Source organism: Ensifer sp. GW823-FHT05D09 (genome assembly GCF_058795755.1).
This window is the reverse complement of the sequence record NZ_JBXAIA010000012.1, coordinates 120511-136802: the sequence shown is the minus strand read 5'-3', so window position 1 is coordinate 136802 and position 16292 is coordinate 120511. Positions and strand designations below refer to the sequence as shown.

The following is a 16292-nucleotide window of genomic DNA, read 5'->3' as shown; positions in this document are numbered from 1 at the left end:
CGGTGACTGCGGGGCGACGACAGGCTCGATCGCCGATGCCTTCAACATCTGCATGCCGACGACGAATTCGACCAGGATCTGCTGGCTCTACATTCACCGCATCACTGATGCAGATCGTCCCAAGCGCGACCGCAAAGCGGATCATCGACCAGCGTTGGCCGGCCGGCGCGCAAAGCGTCATAGTCATGAGCGGACCTTGCGACGGCCGTCCGCTCGCTGCGCAGCGTCACAATCTGTGGCCCTTCATGGCGCCATCTGCACTTCCTTCGAGGATCGGTTCTGGGCGTCCCGCAGCTGCCGTTCCACAAATTCGTTCCAGGTTATTACCCCGTTGACAGCAGGGAAAACCACTTCTACGGTATAGCTGTATACAGGTATAGCTGTCTATGCCTGACTAAGGAGGGGAAACATCATGCTTCGGTCTTATCTCGCGGCAGCGCTCGCCTGCGCCGCCGGCCTTGCCCTTACGTCCCATGCTCAGGCTGGTCCGGTTTTCGATGAGGTGGTCTCGAGCGGCAAGCTCGTCTGCCTGGTCAGCCCCAGTGCGCCGGGCTTTTCCGTGCCTGACAGCTCCGGTGTCTTCCAAGGCTTCAATGCCGACTTTTGCCGCATGGCGGCCGCTGCCATCCTCGGTGATGCGAGCAAGGCGGATATTCGCGGCATCGGATTTTCCGACTCGCTGAAGAGCCTGGTCTCCCGGCAAGCGCACATGGCCTCTCGCTCGGTCACGGAAACTGGGACACGCTCGGCCGATCCTGGCCTCGCTTTCGTCGCGACCACATTCTATGACGGCCAAGGCTTCATGGTACCGAAGGCGCTGGGCTTGAAATCCGCCACGGAATTGAAGGGTGCGACGATCTGCGCCGAGGACGGCTCGACGACGCTGCTCAACATCGCCGACTGGTTCGCCGCCCATGGCTTCGAGTACAAGGTCGAGAACATTGCTGACAAGACGGCGCGCCTGCAGGCCTTCTTCGCCGGCAAGTGCGACGCCTACGCCTCCGACATGACGGCACTCGCCGCCGACCGCCGCCTTGCCAAGAATCCCGACGACTACGAGCTCCTGCCCGAAATCATCTCCGCCGAGCCGCTGACGCTGGTGGTCCAGCCGGACGAAACACTGGAAAAGGCCATGCGTTGGGCATTCCAGATCATGTTGAACGCCGACGAGCTCGGCATCAACTCGACCAATGTCGATGCCGCCATCGCCGATCTCGACAAGCAGCCGAAGGCGGTGCAGCGTCTCTTCGCCAAGGATGGCGCGACCGCGGACATGGCCGCCAAGATGAAACTGCCCGCCGACTGGGCCTACCAGGTGATCAAGCAGGTCGGCTCCTACGGAGAAGTTTTCGACCGCCATCTCGGTCCGGAGACGCCCTTCAAGCTGAAGCGCGAAGGCAGCCAGAACGCATCGGCCAGCAAAGGTGGCTTGATGTACGCCTATCCGATACGGTGAAGCGAGCGGCAAGAACGAGGAACGGCGGCGTGGCGGATATCGACGATCCCATATTCATCCGCGCCATCGTCGACTGCCCCGGCGGCGGACGCCTCGTGACCCTCGGCGCGCCGGGCGTCACGATCGATCATCGCGGCGAGATCTGGATCGATCCAGACGGCATCGACGAGACACTCCAGGCGCTCGTCGCCTGCGGGAGCGCTCTTTTCCTCTTCCTGGCGCGCGACAGCGACTGCCCGCCCGGCTTCCGCCTCCAGCTGCGTGAACGCGTGAAGCAGACGGGCATGGCCTTTACCGCCCTGCCGATCGACGATTTTTCCGCGCCCGGCGCGGCGTGGATGCGGGCCTGGCAACGGCTGGAAGGACAGGTTTCGGCGCTGCTTGCGCAGGACTGGGCCGTTGCGCTCTGCTGCAGCTACGGCGCAGGGCGCAGCGGCATGGTCGCCGCTCATATTCTCAATGGACAGGGCCTTTCGGTCGAGAAGGCCCTGTCGACGGTGCGCCAGGGCTTTGCGGAATCGGTCGAAAGCCTGCCTCAGGAAAACTGGCTGCATATCCGGAATAACAATCGCGCGCTGGCGCACCAAAGCAATGGAGAGGGGAAAGCGTGAGCTTGCCGCAAACATCGAGATCCGGTCCACCCCGTTCGGAGGAAATGCTGCAGGAGCTGCGCTTCCGCATCTGTATGACCCATCCCGACACGCCGATGATGCTGCACGAGGGCAAGCTGGCGCAGGAATTCGGCGTCAGCCGCACGCCGATCCGCCAGGTTCTGCAGCGGCTCTCTTTCGAGCATCTCCTGGAAACCCGCTCGGGCGTCGGCACGATGGTTAGCGCGCTTGATCCCGCCAAACGCGACCTGCATTTCTCCATGCTGTCGGACATGCTGCGGCTTTGCACGCGCTGCTGCGCGCCGGCCTTTGCGATGCCTTCCCGCATCCAGCTCGCCACGATTGCCGAACTTGCCGCCAATCCCGGTGATGCTCCCCTCGAGAGCTACTTCACCATCCGTGCCCTATTCCTCGATCTCGTCTCCGGCCTGGTACTAGATCCGATCGCCGCCGAGGCACACGCCGCCTTGCATTGGCGGGTAATCCGCTGGCGCATCCAGGTTGCGCATGCGGATATCCAAGCCGCCTTTTCGGCGTTGCGCACAACCGTCGCAGCGGTTGCGACCGCGCAGACGCCGGCCGCCCTTTTCGCCGAGCTCGCAGCGGAAACCGCATGACCGAAGCAGCGTTCCTTCGCCCTCTCCGGCTGCCATCCGGCACTGCCGGCACGCTCTGGCTCGGCCCGATGCCCGGCCGGCTGCGCCCGTTTGACGACGACCTCGCCGATCTGCACGCGCAAAAAATCACCCGTATCGTCAGCCTCACGCCGCTCGCAGAAATCGAGGAGAAGGCGCCCGGCTATGCCGCCGCCCTCGCCGGGGAGATCGACATTCCCGTCGCCCGCTTCCCGATCACCGATTTCGGCGTCCCCGCGGACGAGGCCGGGCTCTTCGCCATCGCCGGCGACACGGCGCGGGCGCTTGCCGCCGGCGGCCGGGTCTTCGTGCATTGCGCGGCCGGCATCGGCCGCACCGGCACCTTCGCCATCTGCATCCTTCGCGCACTCGGCCTCGATACCGCGGAGGCCACCGCACTTGTCGCCAGCTGCGGCTCCGGGCCGGAGACCGAAGCGCAGAAGGCACTGGTTACCCGTTTCGCCCTACCTGCCGAAACCAACTCCTGAGCGCCCCATGGACCGGAAGCTGCCCCCTCCTCACGCCGCGCACGACGGTCCTCCCAAGACAGGCCCTGCCGTTTCTCTCTCCGATATCGGTGTCGGCCTTGCGATCCTCGCGGCCTTTGCCCTTGTCGCCTTCAACGTGCATTCCAACATGACGGCGGCCGGCATCCAGCCGGGCTTCGGCTTCCTCACCCAGCAGGCGGGCTTCGATCTCAGCGAAACGCTCGTTCCCTATGGCGCGAGCGACAGCTATCTGCGGGCGATCCTTGCGGGCCTTGCCAACACCATCGCCGTAGCCCTCGCCAGTCTCGTCATCGCCTGCATCGCCGGCCTGCTGCTTGGGCTTCTCAGCGTCAGCACCGCGCCGCTCGCCCGCCTCTTCGCGCTTGCTTACGTCGAACTCTTCCGCAACTTGCCGAAGATCCTTGTCCTGCTCGTCATCTTCATCGCCGCGGTGAACGGCCTGCCCGCGATCCGACAGGCATTGGTCCTCGGCCCCTTCACGATCTCCAACCGGGCGATCTACCTGCCTTGGCTTTCCGACGATCCGCGCAACAGGACCTTGCTCCTCGCCAGCCTTGTTCTGGTCCCTGCCTTCATCTGGCTCTGGGCAGGCCGCGCCGCCCGGCGTCAGGCCCTCACCGGCCGGCGTCTGCCCGTTCTGCCCGTCGCGTTTGCGCTTTTCATCGTCGTCCCCGGGGTACTCGCCACCGCGCTGCAAGCGCCGCTCGGTCTCTCGTGGCCGACGCTCGAAGGCTTCTCGGTCGAGGGTGGCATCGCGCTTTCCATCCAGTTCTGTACGGTGGCGGTCGCGCTCGGCCTTTATCACGGCGCGCAGATTGCCGAGGTGCTGCGCGGCGGGATCGAGGCCGTTCCGAGCGGCCAGATCGAGGCGGCGGCGGCGCTCGGCCTCAGGAGCGGCCAGACAACCCGTCTCGTCGTCGTACCGCAGGTGCTGCGCACCGTGGTTCCTCCGCTCAACAACCAGTTCGCAAACCTCTTGAAGAACACCTCCATCTCCATCGCCGTCGGCTATTCCGACCTCATGTCGGTCGCCGGCACCGCGATCAACCAGACCTTCCGGCCGCTGGAAACCATGCTGATCACCATGTCGATCTACCTGCTGCTCTGCCTTGTACTCACCGGAGTGCTGAACCATTGGAGCGCCCGTATCCGCGCGCGGGAAGGGAGGGATGGACGATGAGCGGAGCGACACAATCGATCGGCTTCGGCCGGTTTTCCGCCTGGCTGCGGAGGCATCTTTCCCGACCGGGCGCAAGCCTCCTGTCCCTCGCAAGCGGTGGCCTCGCCCTCACCCTCCTATGGGCCATTGCCGATTGGCTCGTCTTCTCGGCCGTGCCGCCCCTTGCCGATCCGTCCGCCTGTGTCGAGGCCGCGGGCGCCTGCTGGCCTTTCTGGGCGGAGAAATCCCGCTTTATCCTGTTCGGCACCTATCCGTTCGACGAGCAGTGGCGGCCGATGCTCGTCTCGCTCCTGCTGATCGGTCTTTCCATCGCCACCGGCCAGATGGCTGTAAGTGGGCGCTGGCTGAACATGAAGCTCACCGCCGGACTCTGGCTGGCGGGCATCGCCGCGTCCTTCGCCCTGATGGGCGGCGGCATTCTCGGTCTCGTTCCGGTCGATGCCACCAGGTGGAACGGCCTGCCGATCCTCCTTATCCTGTCCACCATCGCGCTCGCCCTGGCCCTGCCGGTCGGAGTGCTGCTCGCGCTCGCCCGCTACCAGACACGTCATCGGCTGCTGCACCGCGCCGCCGGCGCCTATGTGGAGATCATGCGCGGCGTGCCGATGGTGACGCTGCTCTTCGTCGGTGTGTTCGTGCTGCCGCTGACGCTCCCCAAGGGCACGGCCATCGATCCGATCATCGCGGTCCTCATCGCCCTCGTCTTCTTCCATGCCGCCTATTTCGCCGAGGATGTGCGTAGCGGCCTCATGGCACTGCCTGCCGGTCAACATGAGGCAGCCTCTTCGCTCGGTCTCGGCTTCTGGCAGACCGCCCGCCTCGTGCTTTTGCCACAGGCAATCGAGCGGGCCATGCCCGCCCTCGTCAACAGCACCATCGGCGCCTACAAGGACACATCCCTTGTCGTGATCCTCGGCCTGCACGATCTCAGCGCCACCGCTCGCATGGCCTTCAGCGATGTCGCCTGGGGCAATCAGGCGCTCGAGGCCTATGTCTTCGTTGGCGTCTGGTTCCTCATCTCCTGCTCCTACCTTTCCTGGATCGGCCGACGGCTCGCCGCACGGGCGGCGAAAGGCCGAAATCGGAGCGCCTGATACCCACGCGGCAGCGACGTTCTCTTGCAGCTCCGGCCTGCTGTGTCGACGCCGACGGCCAACATGCCGCTCTCGACGAGCAAATTGTCCGTGGGTTTACTTGGCCGTCAGAAGTCCAAGATCACGCCCTTGGCATAGGCCCACGGCGCATCCGGCAGCGTACCGGCACAGAAACGTTGGTGCCTACCATCGGCCCGACCATCCTGCTCGGACGCGGGTCAATCCTCAGGTAACCCCGCCGCGATCATCAGCCCCACGAGGCGTTCGGTCGCGTCGAGATAAACCGGACTGGTGTTCTTGGTGGGCGGTGGCAGGTTGCGCGCTGTCGAACCCGGCCTCAGCGTCATGGCCTGCGCCAGGGCCGCCCTGGCTTCGTCCGTTCGGCCCAACTGCTGATAGGCCGCGGCCAGCAGGAAATGCGTGCGTCCACTGGCCGGCGTGATCGCGATCGATCGCTGCAGCCAGGGCAGTGCTTCTTCGGCCCGGCCCGTCAACATATGGACCCAACCGGCTCCGATCGCCCATGTCCAGCGGGCGACCTGGGGCGTATCGAACCGGTCGGCTTGCTCGAACGTTGCAAGGGCCTCGTCGAAACGCCCCAGGAAGACCTGGGAAAGCCCGATGAGATAGAACACGGTTCCGTTCCATGGATCGAGGGTTAGTACCTTGCCACAAGCCACCAGGCTTTCGACGAAGCGGTTGGTCGCCGACAGATACCGGCAGTGCATTTCGAGCACCGGGATGTAATTCGGCTGCGCACGCAAGGCGCGCTCAAGAATCTCGCCGACGCGGTTCTCGACCTTTTCGCGCTCCGCAGCGGGAAACCAGGCCATCTGGATCCCGCGCAGCTGAAATGCCGCGAGCGCGACTTGAAGGTCGATATTTTCCGGGTCGTCGGCGAGTGCTTGTTCGAGCATCGCCTGCGCGGCGCGAAAGCGCTCCGGCGTCGTTTGGTTGATCGAGGCCGTTGCTTGCTCGATCGCCGCCTTGGTGCTGCCCGCCGGCAAGCCGAGGGCCGATCGTTCACCAGCGTTCAAGAGCACGTTGATACGCAGTGCCAGCGCGTGGCCCATGCCGGCCGTCAGCCGCGTTTGCTGCAGTTGCTCGTCGGCGCCGGCCAGGCCGACCGAGACCGAACTGGTCCACTTGACCGCGCCGGTCGCCGGTTCGGTCATGCGCGCGCGCAAATTCCACCCTGTTTCTGTTCTCTCCAGTTCGCTGCTCACGACGAGATCGGCGGCCGCCACAGCGCCGCCTGGTGGAACGACCACCCGGATTGTCTCGATTTTCGCCAGACCGTCGGTCAGGTCGCGGTTGACGCCCGCCGCCATCCGCACAGCCAGCGGATCGTTGCTTGCAGCCGTCATGGGGACCACGGCAACGGTAAGGGGCGCACCCGTCACGAAACGGGGAAGCCGCGTCGCAGCGGCCGCCAAAGCCGTCAAGCCGAGCCCGGCCACAGCGACGAGTGCGGCGCGGCGGCGCATCTTGACGTCGAGCCAGCGCCCTGCCGATCCACTTTCCGCTTCAGGATCGATCTGCGGCAGAGGCTTTTCCGGCACGACCGTGTCCGGCGCCGTCGATACCTCGGCCTCGAACAGGTAGCCGCGACCCGAGACCGCTCTGATCAACTGCCGACTGTCATCGCCCAGCGCTGCGCGAACTTCGCGAACGCACTGGAACAGGCTGTCTTCGCCGACATGGACGTTCGGCCAGACCGCCGCCATCAGCTCGTGCTTGCCGATGACCCTGCCCGGGTTGGCGGCAAACAGTTGCAGCAAATCGAAAGCCTTGGGCCTGAGCTTGATTGTTTCGCCGCCGGGCCCACGCAGTTCGGACCGCTGGGGATCGAGTTCATATCCAACAAATCTGAGCACCGGGCCTCCGTCTCCCGCGATGATATCCCCGGAACTCCGGCATTCTGCCAAGAACAAGAAGATTGATGATTAAGCCATTCGATTTCCTGCGGGAAAGGCGAAATTCAACAAAATTTCAGAATTTCCCCGACGCCCTTTCAGGACTTTCCCTGGTCCGCACTGACATACGGCACAGGAACACAATGAACACGATCGCGAGGAACACGATTCCCTGCAAGCACAGAAAAGGCAGAGGCCTGGATGCGCTGCGGCAATGTGAGCCCTGATCCAGGCGGAGGGAACCTATGTCTTCACGAGTGCTTTTCGCGTCGGCGCAGAACGCGCGTTGGCTAGCCTCTCCCGGCAGCAGCGATTTCAACACCGGCGCCAAAGCATGCGGAGCATTTTCGTGAGAACTGCCAGGAATTATGAGGCGCGCGCAAACCGTTCCGCGCTGCGTGTCCCCGCATTGGGTGTCGTCGCCTCTTTGGCTGCGACCCTTGCGAACTCCGTCGCACCGCTTGCGCTGATCGTCGCGTTCAGGCCCGCACTGGCGGACAGCATCGGCCAGAACGGTGCTGCCGGCGGAAGTGCGCCGAATTACATGAATGCTGCCGGCGGGGGCGGCGCTGGCGCTGCCGGCGATGGCTCGGCGACCGGCACCGGCGGAGGTGGAGGCTCGACGGGCGGCTCGGGCAACCGCGGCGGGTCGGGCGGCGCTTCGGACAGCGGCGGCGGCGGCGGTGGCGGCTACGGACTTGGCGCGGGGGGCGGCGGCGGCGGCGCGGGTGGCGCAGGCCTGACGCTGAACACCGACCTGGTCAACAATGCGACAATCAAAGGGGGCAACGGAGGCAACGGCGGCTACGGGTCCGCCAATTGGGCGCAGACCTGGAACTATGCCGGCGGCGGAGGAGGAGGTGGTGGTGGGTCAGGCATTATCGTCACGACGGGAACCAGCCTTACCAATTCAGGCGTGATATCGGGCGGCAATGGCGGCGGCGGCGCGGACGTCACTGGGCCGGGTATCCCCAACTCATTTGCCAACCCCTCGGGCAACGGCGTGGGGGGCAATGGCGGAAATGGCGTCACCGCCACCACCTCCAGCGGACTGACAATCAGCAATTCCGGTACGATCCAGGGCGGCGGCGGCGGAACCGATTACCACAACGTCCAGCCCTATCGTCCGCAGGCCGGCGGTTACGGCATCATCGGCCAAAACCTGATCATCACGAACAGCGGAACGATTGCAGGTGGTGCCCGCGGCGGGGCTGGAGGCCTCTCGGGTAATCTTTCATCGGCCATCGTCATCACCGGCGGCACCAACAGCATCACGGCTCTCACCAACAGCAATATCGGCGCGATTGATCTCAACGCCGGCGCGACGACCCTTGCCGGCGCGTTCAACGACAGAGTCCAGGTCAACGGCGGCGCAACGCTCGCCCTGGGTGCGGCCGGCGACGCGACCGGCTTCACGAGCCTCAGCAATGCCGGTGGCACGATCAGTATCGGCGACGGCAACACGCTTTCGGCCGGGACAATCTCCAATTTTTGGGGAGGGAGGATCACCTTAGGCGCTGGTGCTGTCCTCTTTGGCACAGGCAACACGTTGAACAACGATGCCACCATCGATGTCGGCACCGACGGTGTCGTCATGGACAATGGCGACATCAACAACAATGCCGCCGGCATCATCAATTTCAATGGCCCAGGCGGTACAGCGCAACTTTCCCCTGGAACCGGCAACGTCAACAACAGCGGCCAGATCAAAGTTGTCGGCGGTGACGTCGATGTGCGGATGAGCATCATAAACAACCAAGGCAATGGCCTGGTGTCGCTCATCGGTGGCGACATGTTCGGCGTGTCTACACTCACAAACTCCGACACGGCGACGCTGAACCTTGCTGCGGGCCGCAAGCTCAGCCTGGTGACCCTTGCCTTCAATGGCGGCACCATCTCGGGCAACGGCACGATCGAGGCTGCGGATGCCTTCAATCTCTGGGGCAATGGTACGGTCGGCGCGACACTCGCAGGTGCGGCAAATCTGACGAGAGGCGGTCCCGGGACGACAATCCTCACGGGCAACCACACCTATACCGGCGGAACCACGGTCAATGCCGGCGAACTGCAACTCGGCACCGCCGGCGCCGCCGGCTCGATCCGGGGTCAGGTCAACGTGAACGGCGCCGGTACTCTCACTCTCACCAATGCCGACTCCACGAGCATTACCGGTATCACCAATGCCGGAAGAACGTATCTTTACAATTCCTCAAGCGCAGCCAGTGCGACCATCGCCAACACCGGCGAGCTCTATTTCTACAATGCCAGCAATGCTGGCAGTGCTATCGTGACCAACAACAATTTCCTCGAATTCTACGACACGAGCACGGCTGGCAGCAGCAACATCACCAACAACAGCAACCTCCTTTTCTATGACAACAGCCGCGCTGGAACGGCCACGATTGCCAACAACAACGGCAGTTTTCTGAATTTCCACAACACCAGTTCCGCAGACAACGCCCGCATCACCAACGACGCCTTGCTGTCCTTCTACGACAGCAGCACGGCCGGCAGCGCGGAGATAACCAACAATCGGGATCTTACCTTTTATGATGCGAGCGGAGCAGGCAGCGCCAGGATCACGAACAACGACACCCTGACGTTCCGCTCGACCACCACGGCCGGCAGCGCCAGGATCACCAACAACGCCAGCCTGACGTTCCTCCACAACAGCAATGCCGGCAATGCCGAGATCGCCAATGGCGCGGCTGGCATTGTCGATTTCTCGGGCTCGACGGGTTCCGCCGTCAACAAAAAACTAACCGCCGGTTCGATCGCCGGCGGCGGCTCCTATCTGCTTGGTGACAACGAATTGACTGTCGGCTCAAACGGCCTGTCGACCGAAGTCAGCGGGACGATCAGTGGCACCGGCGGCTCGCTGGTCAAAGCTGGCACCGGTACGCTGAGCCTGACCGGTATCAACACCTATACCGGCGGAACGACGATTTCAGGCGGCACGCTGCAACTCGGCAATGGCGGCGCCACCGGCTCGATCCTGGGCGATGTCGTCAATGACGGCGTTCTCGCCTTCAACCGCAGCAACGCGCTCACCTTCTCCGGCGCCATCTCGGGCAGCGGCGCGGTACGGCAGACCGGAACGGGCACAACGATCCTGACGGGCAGCAACAATTATACCGGCGGAACAACGATCGCGGACGGCACGCTCCAGATCGGCAATGGCAGTGCAATCGGCTCGATCGTCGGCGACGTCATCAACGACGGCGTTCTCGCCTTCAACCGCAGCGATGCTGTCATCTTCGCCGGCGCGATCTCGGGCAGTGGCACGGTGCGGCAGATCGGTTCAGGTACGACGGTCCTGACCGGCAGCAACAGCTATACCGGAGGCACCACGGTCGCGGGCGGCTTGCTCCAGATCGGCAATGGCGGTGTGGCCGGCTCGATTGCCGGCGATGTGGTCAACGACAGCGTGCTCGCCTTCAACCGCAGCGATGCGTTCACTCTCGCCGGCGCCATTTCGGGCAGCGGAGCGATGCGGCAGATCGGTACGGGCGCCACGATCCTGACGGGCAGCAACAGCTATACCGGCGGAACGACGATTTCAGGCGGCACGCTGCAACTCGGCAACGGCGGCGCGACCGGCTCGATCACCGGCAATGTCGTCAACGACGGCATTTTGGCCTTCAACCGCAGCGACGCGGTCACCCTCGCCGGCGCCATTTCGGGTAGCGGCGTGGTGCGGCAGATCGGTACGGGCACCACCATCCTGACCGGCAGCAACACCCATACCGGCGGCACGACGATTTCAGGCGGCACGCTGCAACTCGGCAATGGCGGCGCGACCGGCTCGATCCTGGGCGATGTCGTCAACGACGGCGTGCTCGCCTTCAACCGCAGCGACGCGGTCATCTTTTCCGGCGCCATCTCGGGCAATGGCGCGGTGCGGCAAACCGGTTCAGGCACCACCACCCTGACAGGCACCAATACCTACACCGGCGGCACGACGGTTTCAGGCGGCACGCTCCAGATCGGCAATGGCGGCACGACCGGCTCGATCCTGGGCGATGTGGTCAACGACGGCGCGTTCGCCTTCAACCGCAGCGACGCGCTCACCTTTTCCAGCGCGATTTCGGGCAGCGGCGCGGTGCGGCAGATCGGTTCAGGCACCACCATCCTGACCGGCAGCAACAGCTATACCGGCGGCACCACGATTTCAGACGGCACGCTGCAACTCGGCAACGGCGGCGCGTCGGGCTCGATTATCGGCAATGTCGTCAATGACGGCGCGCTCGCCTTCAACCGCAGCGATGCCTTCTCGTTCGCAGGCGCCATCTCGGGAAGTGGAGCCGTACGACAGATCGGTACGGGCACCACCATCCTGACCGGCAGCAACAGCTATACCGGCGGCACGACGATTTCAGGCGGCACGCTGCAACTCGGCAATGGCGGCGCAACCGGCTCGATCACCGGCAATGTCGTCAACGGCGGCGTGCTCGCCTTCAACCGCAGCGATACGTTCACTTTTTCCGGCGCCATCTCGGGCAGCGGCGCTGTGCAGCAGATCGGATCAGGTACGACCGTCCTGACCGGCAGCAATAGCTATACCGGCGACACCACTGTCGCGGGCGGCCAGTTGCAGTTCGGCGACGGCAGCGCGGGCGGAAGCAACACGCTCGGCGGCAAGCTGACCGTGACCGGCGGCACGCTGGCGATCCAGGCGCCGGCGGCCGTGGACGTCGCACAGACCGTGAACTTTGCCGACAACACTGCGCTATCCATCGTCGCGGGCACGAACAACCCCGGGCTGTCGGCCGACAGTATCACGATCGGCAATGGCGTCGGCTTCAACATCGGCGGCATCAATGACGCGAGCCAGCTCGACAAGGTGCTGATAGACACCCGCTCTGGAATCAGCGGTGACTTCGCCAACGTCAGCGTCGGCGGCTTCAGCGGCGCAGTGGACTATCTCACCATGTCCGCCCGCAAATCAGCTGACAACCGGCAATATCTCGCCAGCTACGGTCTGAGCTGGACCGCCGCCAACAATCTCGCCCACGGTACCTTCACGCTGACCAATGCCACCGACAGCTTCACGGTGGGCGCGGCACTTTCCGACCAAGTGGCGAACCCCGCGACGGGCTGGAACGGCACGTCACTGACCAAGGCCGGCATGGGCACGCTCACCCTGACCGGCACCAACAGCTATGGCGGCGGGACGACGATCTCGGGCGGCGTCTTGCAACTCGGCAATGGCGGTTCGACCGGATCGATCCTGGGCGATGTCGTCAACGACGGTGTGTTGGCCTTCAACCGTAGCGATGCGGTCACATTCTCGGGCGCCATCACGGGCAATGGAGCGGTGCGGCAGATCGGTACGGGCACCACGATCCTGAGGGGCAGCAACAGCTACACCGGCGGCACAACGATTTCGGGCGGGGTCTTGCAACTCGGGAACGGCGGTGCGGCCGGCTCGATCCTGGGCGATGTAGTCAACAATGGCGTGCTCGCCTTCAACCGCAGCGATGCAGTTACTTTCTCCGGCGCCATCTCGGGCAACGGTACGGTACGGCAGATCGGTACGGGCACCACGATCCTGACGGGCAACAACAGCTATACCGGCGGAACGACGATTTCAGGCGGTACGCTGCAACTCGGCAACGGCGGCGCGACCGGCTCAATTGTCCGCGACGTCGTCAACCATGGCGTGCTCGCCTTCAACCGCAGCGATGCGGTCACTTTCGCCGGCACCATCTCCGGCAACGGCGCGGTGCGGCAGAACGGTTCCGGCACGACGGTCCTGACCGGCGACAACAGCTATACTGGCGGCACCACGGTCGCGGGTGGGACGCTGCAACTCGGCAACGGCGGCGCGGCCGGCTCGATCATCGGCGACGTCGTCAACCATGGCGTGCTCGCCTTCAACCGCAGCGACGCGGTCACCTTCGCCGGCGCCATCTCGGGCAGCGGCGCTGTGCGGCAGATCGGTTCAGGTACGACGGTCCTGACCGGCAACAATGCCTATATGGGCGACACCACCGTCTCCGGTGGGCGCTTGCAGTTCGGCGACGGCAGCGCCGGCGGTAGCAACGCTCTGGGCGGAAACCTGACCGTGACCGGTGGCACGCTGGCGATCCAGACGCCGGCGACCCTGACCGTCGAGCGGGCAGTCACCCTCGCCGACAACACCGCGCTGTCCATCGTCGCCGGCACGAACAGCCCCACGTTGACCGCCAACCACGTCACGATCGGCAATGGCGTCGCCTTCAACATCGGCGGCATCAACGATGCGAGCCAACTCGACAAGGTGCTGATAGACACCCGCTCTGGAATAAGCGGCGACTTCGCCAGCGTCACCGTAGGTGGTTTCACCGGCACGGTGGACTATCTCACCGTATCCGGTCGCAAATCGGCAGACAGCCTGCAGTACCTCGCAAGCTATGGGCTGAGCTGGACCGCCGGCAACAATCTCGCCCATGGCACCTTCACGCTGACGGATGCGGCCGACACCTTCACAGTCGGAACGGCGCTCGCCGACCAGACGGCAAATCCCTTGCTTGGCTGGAACGGCACGTCGCTGGCCAAGGCCGGCGCCGGTGCGCTCACTCTTACCGGCGACAACACCTATAGGGGCGGCACCACGATCGTGGGCGGTGTGCTGTCGATCTCGCGCGACGCCAATCTCGGTGCAGCTTCGGGCGGCGTTTCCTTCACCGGCGGTGCGCTTGCGACCACCGCGAGCTTCGACACTGCTCGCTCGATCGCCCTGACGCAGGCGGGGCGCTTCGACATCGCCGCCGGAACCGAACTCGGGCTGACGGGCGGCCTGTCGGGCAACGGCGACCTGATCAAGCAGGGCAACGGCACGCTGCGGCTCGACAACGGCGCCAACGCCTACGGCAACACGCTGGTTGCGGCCGGTACGCTGATCGGCAATGCCGACTCGATCTCGGGCAAGATCGGCAATGCCGGAACGGTCGTCTTCGATCAGACGACCAACGCCGCCTTTGCCGGCGACATAGGAGCACTCAATGGCTCGGGCGGCCGGATGATCAAGCGCGGCGCCGGTGCTCTGAGCCTGACCGGCATGTCGTCACTCGATTGGACGGTCCAGGCGGGAAGGCTCGTTACGTCGGCCGAGCGCTTCGGCGGCAACACAGCCCTCGCCGCGGGCGCTTCCCTGACGTTCGACCAGGCCGTCAACACCAGCTATGGCGGTGTGATTTCCGGCAGTGGCAGCTTCGCAAAGGCTGGCGCGGGCCTTCTCACCCTGACGGGCAATTCCTCCGCTTTTTCCGGGGCGACAACGGTCGAGAACGGCACGCTGGCGGTCAACGGCTCACTTGGCGGCACCGTCGACGTCCTGGCCGACGGCCGCCTTCAAGGCAGCGGTGCGGCGAGCAACGTGCGCGTTTCGGGCACGATCGCCCCGGGCAACTCGATCGGCACGCTCAACGTCGCCGGCAATCTCACCTTCAACTCCGGCTCGATCTACGAGGTTGAAGTGAACGCGGCCGGCCAGTCGGACAGGATCGTTGCCAGCGGCACGGCGACCATCGCCGGCGGCTCGGTCAAGGTGCTGGCGGACACGGGCAGCTATGCGCCGGAGACAAAGTACACAATCGTGACCGCCAATGGCGGTCGGAGCGGCAGCTTCAGCGGCGTGAGCTCGAACCTCGCCTTCCTCGATCCTTCGCTCAGCTACGACGCCAGCAACGTCTATCTGAAGCTGACCCGCAACAATATCGACTTCTCCAGCGTCGGTGCAACGCCGAACCAGATCGCCACCGGCGACGGAGCCGAAAGCCTTGGGAGAGGCAATCCGGTCTACAACGCCATCACAAACCTGTCGGCACCACAGGCACGAAACGCCTTCGACCAGCTCTCGGGCGAGATCCACGCTTCGGCGAAGTCGGCGCTCATCGAAGACAGTCGCTTCGCCCGCAATGCCATCAACGAACGCCTTCGCGCGGCCTTCGACAGTGCCGGCGCTTCGAACGGCACGGTTACGAGCTATGTCGGCGGCAAGCCGGTCGCGGTCGAGGCGACAACCGATCGTCTGGCGTTCTGGAGCCAGGGCTTCGGCTCCTGGGGGCACACGGATGGCGACGGCAACGCAGCACGTCTCAACCGCTCGACGGGTGGATTCTTCGCTGGCGCGGACGTCCCGGCGTTCGACAATTGGCGCTTCGGCGCGATCGCGGGCTACAGCCACACCAGCTTCGACGTGAAGGAACGCTCCTCCTCCGGTTCGAGCGAAAACTATCACGCCGGCCTCTATGGCGGCGCCAGCTGGGGCGATCTCGCCTTGCGGACCGGTGCCGCCTACACTTGGCACGATGTCTCGACGTCGCGGAAGGTCACGATCCCCGGGTTCAGCGACACTCTGAGCAGAGATTACGACGCCAGCACGGCGCAAGTCTTCGGCGAACTCGGCTATGGCTTCGCCATGGGCACGGCTCGGCTCGAGCCCTTCGCCAATCTCGCTCACGTCAGCGTTCATACGGATGACTTCGCCGAGAGGGGTGGGTCGGCGGCACTCGGCAGCAAGGGCGACACGGCGGAATCGACGTTGACGACACTGGGTCTTCGCGCCTCGACCACCTTCGACCTCAACGGCGCGGCCGTAACGGTCAACGGCATGGCCGGCTGGCGCCACGCCTTCGGCGATACGGTGCCGCTTTCGACGATGCGCTTTGCCGGAGGCGGCGACGCCTTCCTGATCGCGGGTGTTCCGATTGCTCGCAACGTTGCGGTGGTCGAAGCCGGCCTCGACTATGCGCTGTCGCCAAACGCAACGATCGGCGTGACCTATGCCGGCCAGTTTGCCTCAGACATCGCCGACCAGTCCGCCCGCATCAACCTCAACGTCAAGTTCTGAAGGTGAATCCAATTGACTGTGACCAAAGACAAGCATCGCCCGCAGCGCACGACCG

At 64.6% G+C, this 16292-nt stretch carries 8 protein-coding genes and 1 pseudogene; 7 read left to right on the top strand and 2 right to left on the bottom strand.

Going from position 1 to position 16292, the window contains the following annotated elements; all coding sequences use genetic code 11:
- Window positions 1-101: 101 nt before the first annotated feature.
- Window positions 102-306: pseudogene (locus tag AC1Q80_RS27180) on the bottom strand (type II toxin-antitoxin system prevent-host-death family antitoxin).
- 106 nt (window positions 307-412) lie between these two features.
- On the opposite strand from AC1Q80_RS27180, the gene AC1Q80_RS27175 reads away from it, so the two are divergent.
- The 6 genes from AC1Q80_RS27175 to AC1Q80_RS27150 are packed head-to-tail and all read left to right on the top strand — an operon-like array spanning window position 413 to window position 5485.
- Window positions 413-1456, top strand: a complete 1044-nt coding sequence (locus AC1Q80_RS27175; RefSeq protein ID WP_492362446.1) for a transporter substrate-binding domain-containing protein — start codon at window positions 413-415, stop codon at window positions 1454-1456.
- A 29-nt stretch (window positions 1457-1485) separates the two neighbouring features.
- Window positions 1486-2067 (top strand): protein-tyrosine phosphatase family protein, encoded by a 582-nt coding sequence (locus AC1Q80_RS27170; RefSeq protein WP_492362445.1) that lies wholly within the window; start codon window positions 1486-1488, stop codon window positions 2065-2067.
- A gap of 44 nt (window positions 2068-2111) precedes the next feature.
- Window positions 2112-2684 carry a GntR family transcriptional regulator gene (locus AC1Q80_RS27165; protein ID WP_492362444.1) on the top strand — a complete coding sequence of 191 codons (573 nt, stop codon included), beginning with the start codon at window positions 2112-2114 and terminating at the stop codon, window positions 2682-2684.
- On the top strand, window positions 2681-3190 hold the full coding sequence (locus AC1Q80_RS27160) for a protein-tyrosine phosphatase family protein (RefSeq protein ID WP_210264587.1): 510 nt from the start codon (window positions 2681-2683) through the stop codon (window positions 3188-3190). Before AC1Q80_RS27165 ends, AC1Q80_RS27160 begins: the two co-directional genes overlap by 4 nt.
- Before the next feature lie 7 nt (window positions 3191-3197).
- Window positions 3198-4391, top strand: a complete 1194-nt coding sequence (locus AC1Q80_RS27155; RefSeq protein WP_492362443.1) for an ABC transporter permease subunit — start codon at window positions 3198-3200, stop codon at window positions 4389-4391.
- A complete protein-coding gene (locus tag AC1Q80_RS27150; protein WP_492362442.1) occupies window positions 4388-5485 on the top strand; it encodes an amino acid ABC transporter permease in 1098 nt (365 codons plus the stop codon). Before AC1Q80_RS27155 ends, AC1Q80_RS27150 begins: the two co-directional genes overlap by 4 nt.
- Window positions 5486-5703: 218 nt before the next feature.
- On the opposite strand, the gene AC1Q80_RS27145 is transcribed toward AC1Q80_RS27150, so the two are convergent.
- Window positions 5704-7362 carry a tetratricopeptide repeat protein gene (locus AC1Q80_RS27145; RefSeq protein WP_492362441.1) on the bottom strand — a complete coding sequence of 553 codons (1659 nt, stop codon included), beginning with the start codon at window positions 7360-7362 and terminating at the stop codon, window positions 5704-5706.
- A 388-nt stretch (window positions 7363-7750) separates the two neighbouring features.
- On the opposite strand from AC1Q80_RS27145, the gene AC1Q80_RS27140 reads away from it, so the two are divergent.
- Window positions 7751-16237: an autotransporter-associated beta strand repeat-containing protein gene (locus AC1Q80_RS27140; RefSeq protein WP_492362440.1), complete on the top strand. Its 8487-nt coding sequence runs from the start codon at window positions 7751-7753 to the stop codon at window positions 16235-16237.
- Window positions 16238-16292: the final 55 nt, after the last annotated feature.

Coding starts and splice junctions, on each gene's coding strand:
- AC1Q80_RS27150 (WP_492362442.1), top strand. CDS start 4,388: ATGAGCGGAGCGACACAATCGATCGGCTTCGGCCGGTTTTCCGCCTGG.
- AC1Q80_RS27160 (WP_210264587.1), top strand. CDS start 2,681: ATGACCGAAGCAGCGTTCCTTCGCCCTCTCCGGCTGCCATCCGGCACT.
- AC1Q80_RS27175 (WP_492362446.1), top strand. CDS start 413: ATGCTTCGGTCTTATCTCGCGGCAGCGCTCGCCTGCGCCGCCGGCCTT.
- AC1Q80_RS27155 (WP_492362443.1), top strand. CDS start 3,198: ATGGACCGGAAGCTGCCCCCTCCTCACGCCGCGCACGACGGTCCTCCC.
- AC1Q80_RS27165 (WP_492362444.1), top strand. CDS start 2,112: ATGCTGCAGGAGCTGCGCTTCCGCATCTGTATGACCCATCCCGACACG.